The organism is Lentzea guizhouensis (genome assembly GCF_001701025.1).
GTDB lineage: Bacteria > Actinomycetota > Actinomycetes > Mycobacteriales > Pseudonocardiaceae > Lentzea > Lentzea guizhouensis.
Genome location: NZ_CP016793.1, coordinates 31,982 through 48,532, shown reverse-complemented (window position 1 = coordinate 48,532; position 16,551 = coordinate 31,982). Strand labels below are relative to the sequence as shown.

The 16,551-nt window shown below is 70.9% G+C and carries 12 protein-coding genes; 8 read left to right on the top strand and 4 right to left on the bottom strand.

The window, feature by feature from the left end:
- Positions 1-40 precede the first annotated feature (40 nt).
- Entirely contained in the window at positions 41-4,069 is a 4,029-nt protein-coding gene (locus BBK82_RS00225) for an nSTAND1 domain-containing NTPase (RefSeq protein WP_065913156.1), read from the top strand.
- On the opposite strand, the gene BBK82_RS00220 is transcribed toward BBK82_RS00225, so the two are convergent.
- Positions 4,055-5,944 carry an FtsX-like permease family protein gene (locus tag BBK82_RS00220; protein WP_065913155.1) on the bottom strand — a complete coding sequence of 630 codons (1,890 nt, stop codon included), beginning with the start codon at positions 5,942-5,944 and terminating at the stop codon, positions 4,055-4,057. The two genes, BBK82_RS00225 and BBK82_RS00220, sit on opposite strands and share 15 nt — an antisense overlap.
- On the bottom strand, positions 5,938-6,684 hold the full coding sequence (locus BBK82_RS00215; protein WP_065913154.1) for an ABC transporter ATP-binding protein: 747 nt from the start codon (positions 6,682-6,684) through the stop codon (positions 5,938-5,940). Before BBK82_RS00215 ends, BBK82_RS00220 begins: the two co-directional genes overlap by 7 nt.
- A 96-nt stretch (positions 6,685-6,780) precedes the next feature.
- Here BBK82_RS00215 and BBK82_RS00210 point away from each other — a divergent pair, with 96 nt between their 5' ends.
- Together BBK82_RS00210 and BBK82_RS00205 are read left to right on the top strand one after the other, a co-directional pair.
- Positions 6,781-8,040 (top strand): sensor histidine kinase, encoded by a 1,260-nt coding sequence (locus BBK82_RS00210; RefSeq protein WP_065913153.1) that lies wholly within the window; start codon positions 6,781-6,783, stop codon positions 8,038-8,040.
- Positions 8,031-8,663 carry a response regulator transcription factor gene (locus tag BBK82_RS00205; RefSeq protein ID WP_065920712.1) on the top strand — a complete coding sequence of 211 codons (633 nt, stop codon included), beginning with the start codon at positions 8,031-8,033 and terminating at the stop codon, positions 8,661-8,663. Before BBK82_RS00210 ends, BBK82_RS00205 begins: the two co-directional genes overlap by 10 nt.
- Before the next feature lie 5 nt (positions 8,664-8,668).
- Here the strand turns inward: BBK82_RS00205 and BBK82_RS00200 are convergent, their stop codons facing one another.
- Positions 8,669-9,409, bottom strand: coding sequence for a DeoR/GlpR family DNA-binding transcription regulator (locus BBK82_RS00200; protein ID WP_065913152.1), 741 nt, complete (start codon positions 9,407-9,409; stop codon positions 8,669-8,671).
- Positions 9,410-9,458: 49 nt separating this feature from the next.
- Here BBK82_RS00200 and BBK82_RS00195 point away from each other — a divergent pair, with 49 nt between their 5' ends.
- The 5 genes from BBK82_RS00195 to BBK82_RS00175 all read left to right on the top strand — a co-directional run bounded on the left by BBK82_RS00195 (position 9,459) and on the right by BBK82_RS00175 (position 15,704).
- Complete coding sequence (locus tag BBK82_RS00195; RefSeq protein ID WP_179953745.1) at positions 9,459-9,821, top strand: DUF4406 domain-containing protein; 363 nt, start codon at positions 9,459-9,461, stop codon at positions 9,819-9,821.
- An 89-nt stretch (positions 9,822-9,910) separates the two neighbouring features.
- On the top strand, positions 9,911-10,432 hold the full coding sequence (locus BBK82_RS00190) for a YbaB/EbfC family nucleoid-associated protein (protein ID WP_065913151.1): 522 nt from the start codon (positions 9,911-9,913) through the stop codon (positions 10,430-10,432).
- A 36-nt stretch (positions 10,433-10,468) separates the two neighbouring features.
- Positions 10,469-10,765: a type VII secretion target gene (locus BBK82_RS00185; RefSeq protein WP_065913150.1), complete on the top strand. Its 297-nt coding sequence runs from the start codon at positions 10,469-10,471 to the stop codon at positions 10,763-10,765.
- A complete protein-coding gene (locus BBK82_RS00180) occupies positions 10,762-15,303 on the top strand; it encodes an RHS repeat-associated core domain-containing protein (RefSeq protein WP_065913149.1) in 4,542 nt (1,513 codons plus the stop codon). The genes BBK82_RS00185 and BBK82_RS00180 overlap by 4 nt, the downstream gene beginning before the upstream one ends.
- Positions 15,303-15,704, top strand: coding sequence for a hypothetical protein (locus BBK82_RS00175; RefSeq protein WP_065913148.1), 402 nt, complete (start codon positions 15,303-15,305; stop codon positions 15,702-15,704). The genes BBK82_RS00180 and BBK82_RS00175 overlap by 1 nt, the downstream gene beginning before the upstream one ends.
- On the opposite strand, the gene BBK82_RS00170 is transcribed toward BBK82_RS00175, so the two are convergent.
- Positions 15,688-16,296, bottom strand: a complete 609-nt coding sequence (locus BBK82_RS00170) for a phosphoribosylanthranilate isomerase (RefSeq protein ID WP_065913147.1) — start codon at positions 16,294-16,296, stop codon at positions 15,688-15,690. The genes BBK82_RS00175 and BBK82_RS00170 overlap by 17 nt on opposite strands.
- Positions 16,297-16,551 lie beyond the last annotated feature (255 nt).

Here is a 16,551-nt window from a genome sequence, read left to right as displayed (position 1 = left end):
TGAGTACTGGGATGGTTTGTGCGCGTACGATCTTCTACCCATGGCACGGGTGTTCATCAGCTATGCGAGTCAGAACCTCGCCCGCGCCCTGGAAGTGGCCTCCTGGCTCACCGCCGACGGTCACCAGGCGTTCGTCGACCAGGACCCGAGCCGCGGCCTGACCGTCGGCGAGGACTGGGAACGCCAGCTCCGCGACCGCCTGCGCTGGGCCGACGTCGTCGTCTGCCTGATCACCGCCGCCTACGCGCGGTCGGTGTGGTGCAGCACCGAGGCCCTGTTCGCGCGGTGGCTGGGCAGCGTGGTCGTGCCCGTGCTGTCGGAGCGCGACGCCGAGCACCCGTTGCTCCGCTTTCCGGTGCAGTACGCCGACCTGACCAGCGATCATTCGCTCGCTCGTGAGCGTTTGATCGAAGCTGTCCGCCGAACCGATCAATCGACCACGAACTGGTCGCACCGGGAGTCGCCGTATCCCGGGTTGCGTGCGTTCGATGCGGGGTTGCGGGGTGTGTTCTTCGGGCGGGCGGTGGAGACGGCCGATCTTGCTCGCGCGGTGCGTTCGCCCGTGGCCGACGGGTGCCTGCTCGTGATCGGTCCGTCCGGGTCTGGCAAGTCGTCGTTGGTGCGGGCGGGGTTGGTGCCGGTCATCGCCGGGGAACCTGGCTGGTTGACGTTGCCGCCGTTCACACCCGGCACGGATCCTTCGTCGGCGTTGGTGCGGGAGCTTGTTTCGGCCGGACGGCGGCGGGGGCTTGGTTGGACCGTCGCCGACGTGCGGGCGGGGTGTGCCGGCGACCTGGTCGAGGAGTTGCTGATCGGCGCTGGTGGGCGTTGTGAGCGGTTGCTCGTTGTGATCGATCAGCTGGAAGAGCTGCTCACGCAGACGCCGGATGATCGGAAACGGTCATTCGCTCACACGCTCATCGATTTGAGTGCGGCGCCGGTTCAACTCGTTGCCACGGTCCGATCGGAGTTCGTCGACCGTCTGCTGGCCGATGCCGACCTCCGGCCGCTCGCCGGTCCCACCTTCGCGGTGAAGCCCCTGGGGCAGGCGCAGCTCCGGTCGGTGGTCGAAGGTCCGGCTCGGTTGGCCGGGATCAGCGTGTCCGAGGAGCTTCTGCAGCGGTTGGTCGCCGATACCGATGACGGGTCTGCGCTTCCGCTGCTCGCTTTCACCTTGGCCCAGTTGGCTGCCGATCGTCGTGGTTCGGAGCTTTCACCGGCTCGCTACGACGAACTTGGTGGGGTGCGCGGCGCCTTGGTGAAGCAGGCGGACGCCGCTCTTCGCGAGGCGGTCGGGGTCACCGGCCGTACTCCTGACGAGGTCATCACCGGCTTGCTGGAGCTGGTGACCGTTGATGATCATGACCAGCCTGTGCGTGGGCGGGTTGTCCGGTCGGTGTTGCCGGATTCGGTTGCGGCAGAGATGGACGTGTTCATCGCGCACCGGTTGCTCACGACGGACGACGACGGGGCGCTCACGGTTGCGCACGAGGCGTTCCTGACTGCTTGGCAACCCATGGCTTCCGCGATCACCGCCGAGGCGACCGCACTGCGGGCGCGTGGGGCGATCGATCGTGCTGCGGCGTCTTGGGAGACGTCGGGTCGGGCGGTGAACCGGTTGTGGGAGCGCAACCAGTTGGCGGCGGCGGTGGCGGATGTGGCGGCGGACGTTCCACCGGTGTTCCGGCGGGGTGGTGGGGGGATCAGGACGAGCCGGGTGGAGCTCGGTGAGACCAGTCGGGCGTTTCTGCTCGCGGGGGTGCGTCGGGATCGGATGAGGCGTGGATGGCTCACGACGGTGCTGTCGGCGTTGCTCGTTGTCGCGTCGGTGGCGGCGGGGATGGCGGTTGTGCAGCAGCGGGAGGCCGAGCACCAGCAACGGATTGCTGCCTCGCGTGCATTGGTGTCGCGGGCGGAGGCCGGCCTGCGCGACGACCCGCAGCTCGCGCTCATGCTCGGGGTGGCGGCGATTGAGCTGAACCCCGGACTCGACACCAAGAACAGCCTGACCGAGTCGCTGACCAGCACCCACTACGGCGGCACCATCACCGGGCACACCGGGGAGGTCACGGCGGTGGGGTTCGCTCGGGACAAGCGCACCCTGGCCACCGCGGGTGCCGACAGAGCCGTGATCCTGTCAGACCTCGCGGACCCGTTGAAGCCGCGGGAGCTGAAACGGTTGACCGGGCACCGGTTCACGGTCACCGATCTGGCGTTCAGCCCGGTGGCACCGTTGCTCGTGACGGTGGACGGGGCCGGTGGGGTGATCCTGTGGGATGTCGAGGACCCCGCTCGCGCCACGCGGATCTGGCAGTCGCCTGATCGTGACAGACCAGCGTTGACATCGGTCGCCATCAGCCCGGACGGCCGCACGCTCGCCACCGGAGGCGGTGCTTCGAGTGACAGGCCCGAAGTGGGCCTGCCCCCCGGGGGCGTGCAGTTGTGGGACATCACCGTGCCTGCGGAACCGCGTGAGATCAGCAGACTTTCCAGTCACGAACTGATGGTGCTGGGGTTGGCGTTCCACCCCGACGGACGCACGCTCGCCAGCGCCGCCATGGACGGGAGCGTCGCGCTGTGGGACACGTCCGACCCGGCCAGGGCATTCGCGCTCGCCGCGCTACCTCGCGAACCCGATGCGCGGTGGCAGTCCGTGGCCTTCAGCCCTGATGGGCGCACGCTGGCCGGTGTGGGGGCGGGGAGGACTCCGGCGGTCCTGTGGGACGTCACCGACCGGACGAGGCTTTCCCGCATCGCCGCACCGCCCGCGAGCGCCGGCGGTTTCCTGCACGACGTCGTGTTCAGCCCGGACGGCGCGATGCTGGTAGCAGTCGGTCAGGACCGGTCAGTGGTGCGCTGGGACGTCCGACGCCCGGCCGAGCCGCTCGCACTGCCGTCGTTCCACGGACACGCGCGCGGCGTCGAGGCGGTGGCCTTCCACCCGGACGGCGGATACCTGGTGACCGGTGGCCACGACCGCGTGGTGATGCTCTGGCACGTGCGCAACCCCGCGGGGGCCGTCCAGTCCGGCGAACCGCTGACCGGGCACGTCGGTGAGGTGGAGCGCTTGGAGTTCCGCCCGGACGGCCGGGTGCTCGTCTCGACCGGCGATGACGGCCAGATCACCTTCTGGGACACCCGCGATCACGCCAGGCCGAGGAGGATCCACCGGTTCGCACCGGGACATCGCGAGGAACTGTCCGCGCTGGCGTTCAGCGCTGACGGTCGCCTGCTCGCGACCGGCTCGCACGACGGTGCCGTGAAGTTGTGGGACGTCAGCGATCCAGCCGCACCCGTCCGCATCGACCAGCCGATCAGCGAACGCGCGGGCCGGGTGCTCGACCTCGCGTTCCTGCCGGCCGGCGGGCAGCTCCTCGTCTGCGGCTCCGGCGGGCAGGTCTTCTTGTGGGACATGGTCAGCAGAAGACGTACCGCGGTGCCGGTGGACATGCCGCTGTTGCCGAACTCGGCCGCGTTCGGCGGTGACGGAACCCTGCTCGCATACGGTGGTCCCGGTCCGGGGAGGTGGTTGTGGGATGTCAGGGATCCCCGGAACCTCCGTGCCATCACGACGCAGCTGGACGAACGCGACGGTTACGCGGTGGAGTCCGCGTTCGCAGGCGACGTGCTGGCCGTCTCGAGCACCGACATCACCGTGGTCCTCTGGGATCTCCGCGATCCCACCCGGCCGCTGCGCCTCGGACAGCCGCTGACCGGGCACGAAAGCCTCGTGTCGAAGATGGCCTTCAGCGCCGATCGGCAGACGCTGCTCACGGTGGACAGCGATCGCGCCGCCATTCTGTGGAACGTCAGTGCACCTGACCACCCCCGCCGGATCGGTCCTCAGCTGCCGTCCGAGGGTGCGGCCGCGCTCAGCGTGGACGGACGCACGGTGGCGTCGAAGGACGGAGACGGTGTGGTGTTGTGGGACCTGAGCGGACCGGTCGACGCTCGCGAACACCCGGTGGAACGCGCGTGTGAGCGAGCCGGGCGGGGACTCACCCGAGAGGAGTGGGAGCACCACGTCGGCCCGGGCTATCGGGAAACCTGCCGGTCACCGGGCCGCTGACACCTTCCACGTCGTTGCCGCGCAAGCGATTGCCGTGATCACCAGCGCGCCCGCCGAGAGCAGCCCGAACAGGGCCCACGGCACGTCGACGATGCCCTGCGTCCCGCCCGCCACCCCGACCAACGCCCCCGCCGCCACCACCGCCCCGAGCAGCAGCCCGATCACCGTGACCGCGGTCGACTCGACCAAGGCGACGGTCATGATCTGCCGGCGGGTGAGACCCGACAGGCGCAACACAGCGAACTCAGCCCGGCGTTCCGCGCCGGCGATCACGACGGCGTTCACGGCGGCGATGGCGGCGTACAAACCGGACAGTCCCATGAGGACGGCCATGATGGCGAGGTTGCCGGACTGCTGGGCCTTTGCGGCGGCACCAGCCCATTCGGAGACCGTGCGGACGTCGCCGAGACCCGCAGCGGCAATGGCGGAGCGGACGGTGGCCGGGTCGGTGCCCGGGGTGAGTCGGACGAAGGTGGTGGTCGGGGAGGTGGCAAGCAGGTCGGCGGGGACGGCGTCGCGGGAGACCAGGAACTCCTCGCCCAGGGCCAGGGTTTCGGGCATGCGGGCGACGAACTGGAGGGTGGTCGATTGGTCGTTGTAGTGCATGGTGGCCGTTTCGCCGATCAGGCGCTCGCCCGCGACCATGGGGCCGCCGGCGATCGTCATGCCGGTCAGCCGGTCGAGGCTGCCGCTGCGGGGTTGGGTCACGTGAGTCCTCAGGTAGGTCGCGGGGTCGATGGCGAAGACCTGTTCGTCGTAGGCCTCGGTGACGGCCGGGCCGTCGGCGTCGACGAGGTTCTGGACGACGATCTTCACCGGGAGGAGGGTCTGCGGGGCGGCTACGGCGACGCCGGGGAGTCCGGCGAGGCGGGTGGACTGGGCGCCGGTGGAGTCGACGACGAGGTCGGCGCGGACGGAGCGTTCCTGTTCTACGCCGGTGAGCAGGGCCAGGGAGCCGAGGGAGCCGTCGATGCCGAGGACCAGGGCCACCAGGACGATCAGCGGGGCGGCGGTGGAGGCGCTGCGGCGGACGCCGTCGCGGAGGTTGGCCCGGGCGAGTTCGCCGAGGCCGGGGAGGACCAGCAGGCGGCCGAGCAGGGGGACGAGTAGTGGGCTCAGGCGGCTGAGGGCGACGGAGCCGGTCATTGAGATCAGCAACGACGTGGTCAGGGCGATCAGCAGGTCGCCGGAGCGGGCCAGCAGGATGAGCAGGACGGTCATGGCGACGCTCAGCAGGCCGGTGACCCAGCGGCCGAGGGTCATGACGCGGGCGGCGGAGCCGGTGTCGCGCAACGCGTCGAGTGGTTGGACGCGAGAAGCGCGGCGGGAGGCGGAGAGGACGCCGAGGACCGCCACGCCGACGCCGATGGGGATCGAGGCCCAGAGCACCCACGGGCCGAACGGCGCGGCGAAGCCGTCGGGGAGGAAGCCGAACGCGGTCAGCACGGCGGATTGCGCTGTGACGGTGGGGAAGGAGATGACGACGCCGATCGCGGTGCCGAACGTGCCGAGGAAGAACGCCTCGAACAGCAGCAGGCGGCGCACCTGGGGAGGGTTGGCGCCCAGGACGCGGAGCAGGGCGAGGTCGCGGCTGCGCTGGGCGACGGTGAACGCGAACGTCGAGCCGACGATGAAGACCGCGAGGAACGCCGCCAGTGGCACGGTCATGCCGAGCAGGGTGGCGGCGCCGACGTAGCCCTCGCGGATCTGGAACGCCTCCTCCTCGGTGGCGCCCGGCGGGATCCAGCCGTCGGCGGTGGCGGCCATGACCAGCAGCGCGGCCTGCACGAGTGCGACGCCCAGCGCGACCGTGATGACGGCGCCGATGAACAGCGGCCAGCGTTCGCGCAGCGTGCTCAGGGACAGGGTCAGCACGACTCCTCCAGGCGCGCGAGCCGTTCGGCGACGGCGTGGGTGGTCGGTTGGTCGAGTCGATCGATCACACGGCCGTCCGAGAGGAAGACGACCGAGTCGGCGGCAGCGGCGGCGGCCGGGTCGTGGGTGACCATGATGATCGTTTGGCCGTTGCGGACCAGGTCCTTGAGCAGAGCGAGGACGGTGCGGGCGGACTGGGAGTCGAGGGCGCCGGTGGGTTCGTCGGCGAACAGCACGGCGGGGCGGGTGATCATGGCGCGGGCGATGGCGACGCGTTGTTGCTGGCCGCCGGAGAGCTCGCGCGGGCGGTGGTGCAGGCGGTCGCCGAGGCCGACCTGGTCCAGGGCCTCGAAGACGTCCGATTTGGACACACGCGAGCCGGCGAGTTTCAACGGCAGTTCGACGTTCTGCGCGGCGGTCAGCGAGGCGACGAGGTTGAAGTGCTGGAAGACGAAGCCGATCGACCTGCGCCGCAACGTGGTCAGGTACGCCTCGGGCGCCTGGGTGATGTCGGTGCCGGTGAGCAGCACCTGGCCGCTCGACACCCGGTCCAGGCCGGTCGCGCAGTGCAGCAGCGTCGACTTGCCGGACCCGGACGGGCCCATCACCGCGGTCCAGGTCCCGGCAGGGAAGCCGAGGCTGACGCCGTTCAAGGCGCGCACCGAAGCGGATTTGGCGCCGTACTGCTTGGTCACCGCGCGCAGCTCGACCGCGAACGGCGTGTTTCCCCCGTAGATCACGGTGTCAGAGCCAACCGCGGATACCACGCCACGTGCACTACGTCCAGCGCCCTGATCGAGGTAGGGCTGGGCCTACCCCGGGCCTACCCTGGGCTCATGGGGGAAGGCGCGCCGGCGACGGTGCTCGAAGCGGTGACGGGTCGACGGTTCCTGCTGAGCAGCTGGCCGTGGCGTTCGCTGGTGTACCTGGTCACGAGCCTGCCGATGGCCGTGGCCGCCGCCGTGTTGCTCGCGCTCGCCGTGCTGCCGTGGCAACCGATCGCGACCAAGGGGCCGAGCCTCGACGCGGTGTTGCTCGCGGCGGTCGGCGTGCTGGCGGCGACCGCGATCCCGCTGCTCGCGACGCAGCTCGCGAAGGTGGAACGGGCGCGGGTGCGGCTCGTCGACACCAGGCCGATCACGACCAGCGACCGCGCGGCAGGCCTGTACCGCTACGGCGAGGCGACGACGTGGCGCGAGGTCGTCCACGCCGGCCTGCTGGCGACGGTCGTGCCGGTGGTGTCGTCGGCCTTCCTCGTGCTGTTCCTGCTGGTCGTGGCGTTCATGATGATGCCGGCGCTGATCGTGGACGGGCCGGTGGCGGTGCTGTTCTGGGAGATCGGCACGGCCGCGGAGGCCTGGGTCTGCACGGCGGTCGGGCTGCCGGGGCTCGCGGCGCTCAGCTACCTCGCGGCCGGGATCACCGGGGTGCAGGCGCAGCTCGCGCGGGCGTTGCTGAGCGGCCGCAACGACCTGCGCGCCGAGCTGGTCGAGGTGTCGGCGTCACGGGCCAGGCTGGTCGACGCGTTCGAGGCGGAACGGCGCCGCATCGAACGGGACCTGCACGACGGTGCGCAGCAACGTCTCGTCAGCCTCACCATCCAGCTCGGCCTCGCGCGGGTGGACCTGCCGGACAACAAAACCGTTGCGGCAGCTCACGAACAGGCCAAGGAACTGATGGCGGAGCTGCGGGAGTTCATCCGCGACATCCACCCGCAGGTGCTCACCGACCACGGCCTGGCCGACGCGCTGGACGACCTCGCCGACCGGATCCCGTTGCCGGTCACCGTGGAAGCCGACCTCACCCGGCTGCCCGCCGCCGTCGAGTCGGCCGCGTACTTCGTGGTGTCCGAGGCGCTCACCAACGTGGTCAAGCACGCGCAGGCGACCGAAGTAGAAGTTCAAGCACACCAACGCGAACAGATGCTCGTCGTCGAGATCACCGACGACGGGTGCGGGGGAGCGGACCCGGCTGCCGGCACCGGACTGACCGGCCTGGCCGACCGGGTCGCGGTGGTGGGCGGGAGAATGCTGCTGTCCAGCCCGACCGGTGGCCCGACCCGACTGCGCGTGGAGATCCCGTGCCGATCCGAGTAGTCCTCGCCGAGGACGGCGTCCTGCTGCGCGAGGGGCTCACCGGCCTGCTGGCCAGGTTCGGCTTCGAGGTGGTGGCGGCGGTCGGCGACGCGACGGCGTTGGAGATCGCTGTCGTGGAGCACCGGCCGGACCTCGTGCTGACCGACATCCGCATGCCGCCGACGTTCACCGACGAGGGCTTGCGTGCCGCGCTTGCGTTGCGCCGCAACGATTCGGGCCTGCCGGTCGTGCTGCTGAGCCAGTACGTCGAACACCGGCACGCCGCCGACCTGCTCGACAGCGGCGGCCACATCGGCTACCTGCTCAAGGACCGGGTGGCCGACGTGGAGGAGTTCGTCACGAAGCTGCGGTACGTCGTCGACGGCGGCACGGTGATCGATCCCGAGGTGGTGCGCAAGCTGGTCCGGCGTTCGCCGCTCGCGACGCTGTCCGGCCGGGAGGCGGAGGTGCTCGCGCTGGTCGCCGAGGGGCACTCGAACGCGGCGATCTCGCGGCGTCTGGTGCTGTCGGAGGCCGGGGTGGGCAAGCACATCGGCAACATCCTCGCGAAGCTCGACCTGCCGCCGGACGACGACACGAACCGGCGGGTGATGGCCGTGCTGAGGTACCTGCGGAACGTCTGACCGCCTCACGCGCGGATGATCGGCACGGTCAGAGCGGTCACGACCTCGTTGTCCGCGTCCGTGACCACGCCGGCCACCTCGTCGAGCGGCAGCACCGAGAACCGCGATGCCGCGCCGATCTTCTCCGAGCTCGCCAGCACGTACGTCTCCGCGGCCTGGCGGGCCAGCGTGCGCTTCATCGCGGCCTCGTCCGCGTCGCCGGTGGTCAGGCCCGCCTCCGGGTGCACGCCGGTGACGCCCAGCAGGAACAGGTCGGCGTGCACGCCCCGTGCGGCCTCCACGGCTGCGGCGCCACACGCGACCATCGAGTGCTTGAACAGGCGCCCACCGATCAGATAGACGTCCACGTCCCGGTGGCTTTCCAACGCGCTCGCGACCGTCGGACTGTGCGTGACAACGGTCGCCTGCAGATCCAACGGCAACGCGCGCACGACGGCCAACGCCGTAGTGCCGCCGTCGATGATCGCGGTGCATCCAGGCTCGACGAGTGCGGCTGCCGCAGCCGCCACCCGTTGCTTGCCGGAGACCGAGACCTCCTGGCGGGCCGTGTAGTCGGCGATCGCGGGCGACACCGGCAGCGCGCCGCCGTAGACGCGCTGGCAGAGCCCGGCGGCGGCCAGGTCCCGCAGGTCGCGGCGGATCGTGTCCTCGGAGATGCCGACCTCGGTGGCGAGGTCCTTGGCGACGATCCGGCCGTCGGTGCGCAGGCGTTCGAGCAGCAGGTCACGGCGCTGAGCGGCGAGCATGCACGTTTCTCCTTGTTTTTGCCGAGTGTTGCACGTTATGGTCTGAAGCATGTTGATTCTGATCGCGGGTCCTTACCGGTCCGGCACCGGGGACGACCCGGAGCTGATGGCGCGCAACCTCGAACGCCTGGAGGAGGCCGCGTGGCCGATCTTCCGCAGCGGGCACGTGCCGATGATCGGCGAGTGGGTGGCGTTGCCGGTGCTGCGCGGCGCGGGTGGTGAGTCGCCGGCCGATCCGGTGGCCGAGGGGATCATGTACCCGACGGCGGAGCGGTTGCTCGAGAAGTGCGACGCGGTGCTGCGGTTGCCGGGGGAGTCGACCGGGGCTGACCAGGACGTGCGGATCGCGCGGGAACGCGGGCTGCCGGTCTACCACCGGGTCGAGGACGTTCCGGGATATCGGGCCGCCTGAGGGCGTTGGTCCGTTCGGACGTTGCTGGGCCGAAACGGCGATGCGCGGCACCCCCGCTGTGATGATGGGGACCTGACTGGGAGGGTGACGTGATCGGTGGAAGCCCGGAGCAGGTCGAACGGCAGCTGGAGGACTGGGCCCGGCAGGCCGAGCAGAAGGCCGAGCGCTACCAGGAGATGAGTGCGGCGGTCTCGGCCGTCAGCGCCACCGAGTCGTCGCCGGACGGGGTGGTCAGGGTGACCGTCAACGCGTCCGGGGCGGTGTCGGCGCTGGAGCTCACCGACCGCATCCGCGAGCAGACCGGGCAGGCGGTGGCCGCGCAGATCATGGCGACCATCCAGAAGGCGCAGGCCAGGCTCGCCGGGCAGGTGCAGGCCGCGATGCAGGCGACGATCGCCGGTGAGCAGTCGACGATCGAGTCCGTGGTGTCGAGCTACGAGCAGCGGTTTCCGGAGCCGGTCGGGCCGCCGGCGGGCGAGGGGCCCGGGTTCAAGCGCATCGGTGAGCTGGAGGACGAGACACCGCCTTCGCCTCCGGTGGAACGGCGGCAGCCCCAGCGCCGTCCGATCGAGGAGGACGACGACTTCGGCGGAGGTTCGGTGCTGAGTTAGGCCGTTGCCACCGATCCACAGGGGGAGGGGATTGTCGTGACCGGATTCGGTTTGGTGCCCGAGGAGCTGAGGGCGCACGCCGCCAGGCTGGACGGGATCAGGGACCGGCTGTCGACCGCGCTCGACGCCGCGCGCACGGTGAGCCTGCCGACCGACGCGTACGGCCAGATCTGCCAGTTCTTCCCGCCGATGGTCGATCCCGTCGAGCAGATGGGCATGGACGCCATCGGTGCGGCCGTGACGGCCGTGGAGGAGACCGCGACCGGCGTGCGGGAGACGGCCAAGGCCTACGACGCGGTCGACGAGAGCAACCGTTCGGCGTTCGGGTCATGAGCAACCCGCTGGTGGCGCAACGGCAGGACTCCACGACCGGTGTCACCGGCATCGGGATCCTCGAGTCGGTCAACGACGTCTCGTCCGGCATCGAGTCGGGGTCGTGGCTGGAGGCGGGCCTCGGGCTCGCCGGCGCGGGCATGGAGGCGCTCGGGCTGGTCACCGACCCTGTCGGCACATTGCTGTCGTACGCGGTGTCGTGGCTGATGGAGCACGTCAAACCGTTGTCCGACGCGCTCGACTGGCTGGCGGGCGACCCCGACACGATCGCGTCCTACGCGGCGACGTGGAAGAACGTGTCGGAGGCGATCGGCACGGCAACGCAGGACTTCGCCCGTGAGGTCGAAAGCGGGACCGCCGGGTGGACCGGGGCCACGGCGGACGCGTACCGGGCGAACACCAAGGCGGAGGCCGAACACCTGGCGGGTGCGGCGAAGGCGGCGGGCACGGTCGGGACCGTGGTCGAGGTCGTCGGCGTGCTCGTGGGCGTGGTGCGGGAGACCGTGCGGGACCTGATCGCGGAGTGCGTCGCGACGCTGATCGCGCGGATTCCCCGGTGGATCGCGCAGATCGCGGGCACCCTCGGGATCGGGACCGCGGCGGTGGTGCCGGAGGCGATCGCGCTGATCGCCAAGTGGGTGCGGCGGATCAGCGAGTTCATCCAGAAGCTGGTGCGGTCGATCGGCAAGCTGCAGCCGTTGCTGAAGAAGCTCGACGAGATCTGGGCGGCGATCAAGAAGGGGCTCGGGTCGCTCGGCAGGCGCGGTGGCGGCGGTGGCGGGCCCAGCGCTCCCGACGGCGTTCGTCCGTCCTCTGTGGACGCGCCGAGCTCGCCGGGCAGCACGAGTCCGTCCAGTGCCACGAGTCCGTCCAGCACCACGTCACCGTCGAGCGCTCCGGACACGACCTCGCCGTCCGGCACGACATCCCCGTCCAGCACGACGAGTCCCTCCAGCACGAGTCCCTCCAGCACGAGTCCGTCGAGCACCAGCCCGGACACGACCTCGCCGAGCAGCTCCACCAGCCCGTCGGGCACCTCACCCAGCCCGGCCAGGCCGGACTCGACGCCCGACAGCCCGAGCCGCCCGGACAACCCGGACACCACCAGGACGCCCGAGCAGAACCGCGTCTGCCAGAACGACCCCGTCGACGTCGTCTCCGGCGACATGGTGCTCGGGCAGTCCGATGTGGAGCTCGCCGGTGTGCTGCCACTGGTCGTCCGGCGCACGCACGTCAGCTCGTACACGGCGGGCACGGCGTTCGGGCGGTCCTGGGCGAGCACGCTGTCGCAACGCGTCGAGGCCGACGCCACCGGAGTGGTGTTCGTCGCCGACGACGGCATGATCCTCGTCTACCCGACTCCGCTGGCGAACGAGGTGCTGCCCGCCGTCGGCCCGCGCTGGCCGTTGTCCCGCACCGAAGACGGGTACACGGTCCGTCGCACCGACAACGGCCAGCAGGTGCACTTCGCCGCCACCGGCCACCTCACCGCGATCACCGACCGCAGCGCCAACCGGATCGACTTCGAACGGCACGACTCCGGTGACCTCAAAGCGATCCGGCACAGCGGCGGCTACCACGTCGACGTCGACACCGAGGGCGGCCGGGTCACCGAGCTGCGGCTGCGCGACCCGGAGACCGGCGACGGCACCACCCTCGCCAAGTACCGCTACGACGCCACCGGCAACCTGTTCGCGGTCTTCAACTCCTCCGGCCAGGCGCTGACGTTCGACTACGACGCCGACGGCCGGATCGTGCGCTGGATCGACCGCAACGGCGGCTGGTACTCCTACCGCTACGACGCCCAGGGGCGTTGTGTCGCCAACGAAGGAGCCGAAGGGTTCCTCGACGGCTCCTTCGAGTACGAGCCCGGCGTCACCCGGTTCACCGACGCGCTCGGCAACGTCACCACCTACACCCTCAACGCGCGTGGCCAGATCCTCGCCACCACCGACCCGCTGGGCCACACCACCACGCAGGAGTGGGACGAGCACGACCAGCTGGTGTCCAAAACGGACCCGTTGGGCCGCACCGACCGCTACGAGTACGACGAGCGCGGCAACCTCACGGTGTGGACCCGGCCCGACGGCACCCAGCTGCGCGCCGAGCACGACCCGAACGGCCGCCCGCTCGTCACCATCGACCCGGACGGCGCGGTCTGGCACCGCACCTACGACGAGGCCGGCCGGGTCACCTCGGTCACCGACCCCACCGGCGCCACCACCCGGTGCGCCTACGACGGTTCCGGCCAGCTCGCCGCCCTCACCGACCCGCTCGGCCGGGTGCGCCGGACCGAGAGCAACCGGGCGGGCCTGCCGCTGCAGGAGGTCGACGCCGACGGCCGGGTCACCCGCTACCACCGCGACCACTTCGGCCGGATCACCACGATCACCGACCCGTCGGGACTCGTCACCAGGCTGACCTGGACGGTGGAGGGCAGGCTGCTCAGCCGCACCGGCCACGACGGCGCCACCGAGATCTGGCGCTACGACGGCGAAGGCAACCAGGTCGAGTACCGCGACGCCGCCGGGAAGATCAGCACCGAGACCGCGACGCACTTCGACCTGCCGCGCACCAGGACGTTCCCGGACGGCAGCAGGCTCGTCCTCACCTACGACCGGCTGCTGCGGCTCACCTCGGTCACCAACGCGCACAACCAGGTCTGGCGCTACGAGTACGACGCCGCCGGACGGCTCGTCGCCGAGCACGACTTCAACGGCCGCACGATCCGCTACCGGCGCGACGCCGCGGGACAGCTGGTCGGCAAGGTCAACGGCCGCGGCGAGGAGATCGCGTATCTGCGCGACAGCGTCGGCAAGGTCCGCGAACGCCGGTTCGGCGACGTCGTCGAGACGTTCGAGTACGACCCGGCCGGCCGCCTGGTCCGCGCCCGCAACCGCGACGCCGACGTGCTGCTGCGCCGCGACCCGCTCGGCCGGGTGCTCCAGGAGAGCGTCAACGGCCGCGCGGTCGTCTCGACGTTCGACCCGATCGGCCGCCGCACCTCCCGCACCACCCCCACCGGCGTGCTGTCGCGGTGGCAGTACGGCGTTTCCGCGCTTCCCGAGGCACTGCACGCCGGCGGGCACACCGTCGAGTTCGGCTACGACAACGCGGGCCGCGAGACCGGCCGCACGATCGACGCGCTGACGGCCCTCACGCGGGCCTGGGACGCCGACCGGCTCGGCACGCAGACGATCGCGGTGCACGACGTCGAGGTGCAGCGCCGGCGCTACCACTACGACCGCGCCGGAACCGTCGTCGGCATCGACGACCAGCTCGCCGGCGACCGCAGGGTGGTGCTGGACAACGGGTCGCGCGTCACCGAGGTCACCGGCGCCGGCTGGCGGGAGCGGTACGCCTACGACGCGGCGGGCAACATCACCAGCGCCGAGTGGCCCGGTGGCGGCGAGGCCCAGGGACCACGCCAGTACGCGGGCGCCGCGCTGATGGCCGCGGGCAACATCCGCTACCGCTACGACGACCACGGCCGGGTGGTCCAACGGCAGCGCAAACGCCTGTCCGCCAAGGCGGAGACCTGGCACTACACCTGGGACGCCGACGACCGGCTGGTCGAGGTCGTCACCCCGGACGGCGTGCGCTGGCGCTACCTGCACGACCCGCTCGGCCGCCGGATCGCCAAGGTCCGTGCCGACGGCGGCGAACGCGTCGACTTCTGCTGGGACGGGCTGGTCGTCGCCGAGCAGGTCACCGCGTCCGGCACCGCGACGACGTGGGACTGGGAACCGGGCACGTTCAACCCGGTCTGCCAGACCGAACGGGTGCGTGGCGCGGACCAGGCCTGGGTGGACCGCGAGTTCTACTCGATCGTCACCGACCTGGTCGGCGCGGTCGCGGAGCTCGTCAGCGCCGACGGCACCATCGCGTGGCGCAGGCAGGCCAACATCTGGGGCGCCACAACCCAGTCGGCACCGACGCCGTTGCGGTTCCCGGGCCAGTACCACGACGCCGAATCCGGGTTGCACTACAACAACGCCCGCTACTACGACCCGGACACCGGCCGCTACACCTCGATCGACCCGCTGGGCCTCGCGCCGGCGCCGAACCCGCAGGCGTACGTGCCGAACCCGTTGGCGGCAACCGATCCGCTGGGTTTGTCACCGTGCCGCACCTACTACAGCGTGCAGGGACCATCCGACGTCAACCGGCTGCTCAACAACGGCGGCGAACCGTGGCCGTCCGGTGTGGACGTGAACAACCGGCCGCGGTCCGAGCTCGGGGAGGGCCTCTACGCCTGGGAGAACCGCGCGCAGGCCGAGCGGTACCTGGCGAACGTGAGCGAGCGCCAAGGCCTGACCGACCTCCAGATCATCGAGCACCGCATCCGCGGCGAGGACTTCGACAACCTCCGCCACGCCGACATGACCACGATGGACGACGCCGCCGCGACGGATCTGTGGGAGTCCAACGGTGCCCACGACTACGATCACGTCGTCCGGGAGACCGGCCGCTACGGCAACGAGCACTTCTTCCGCAGCGGCATCTTCGACCTGTTCACCAACACCAGGAGCACGTGATGTCGGACGGCCGCACGGGTGAGTTCAAGCTCAAGCGGCAGAAGGCGGGCGTCGGCTACTTCGGCCAGGTGCGGGTGCGCCTTGCCGCCGGAGCGGCCCCCGTCTCCTGGCAGGGCGACCCGGCCGACACCTCGTCGTTGCAGCCCGGCGTCGCCGACGACGACGAGTTCATCGCCGCCGCCCTCGCCGGTGCGGCCGACGGCCTGCGCCTGCTGGCGGAGGCGGGCGTCGACGTCGCCGGGCAGACGGCGCAGGTCGTGCACGTGCAGCTGAACTACACCGACATCGAGGTCTCGGCGGTGCGGGCGGCCGCGGCGCTGGCGGTCGCGGAGGCGTTCGGCGTGCCGGACCGGCTGGAGCTCGGCTTCGACGACGGGTGGACGGTCACGCTCGCGGGGTGAGGCGGGCCGCGGCGACGAACTCGCGCATGCGCCCGTGGTCCTTCACCCCGCGGCTGGACTCGATGCCGCTGGACACGTCCACGCCCCACGGCCGGGCCACCTCGACCGCCCCGGCCACGGTCTCCGGCGACAGCCCGCCCGCCAGCACCCAGGTGCCCTCCGGTCGGCGCTCGGCGAGCCGGGTGATGTCCCACTGCTCGCCCGAGCCGGCGACCGGAGAGTCGATCAGCAGCAGCTCCTCGCCGAACGCCCCGGTGCGCACGTCCGTGTCCGGACCGAGCGCGGTCGCCCGCACCAGCGTGAACGGGTGCCCGCCCAGCTGGTCGAACGACTCCTTCGGGTAGTCGCCGTGCAGCTGCAACGCCCGCACGCCCGTCTTGAGCGCCAGCTCACCGGCCTCCCCGGCCGGGATGCCGCGCACGACGGCCACGCTCAGCACGTGCTCCGGCACCGCGGCGACCAAGCGCCGGGCCAGGTCCACGTCGATCTGGCGGGGGCTGGCGGTCAGCACGAACCCGACCGCGTCGGCGCCGGTCTCGACCGCGACGGCGACATCGGCCTCGGTGCGCAGACCGCAGAGCTTCACGAACACACCCCGAATCCTATCCACCCCCACCCGCCCGCCCTGCCTGACCGGCATCTGCGAGTACTGCCAACTCAACATCAACAGGCCTTCAACTACACCCAACTCACGGGACACGTCCCGCGCGCTGTCGGTCAGTCGGTTGTAGTCGAAGGCGGTTCGATCTTGGGTTGGTAGTACTTGCAGACGCCGAGCAGGCAGCGGGAGGGGGAGCATGCCCCTATGACCCCTATGAGTGCCCTGAGCTGTGCGTTCGAGGGGGTG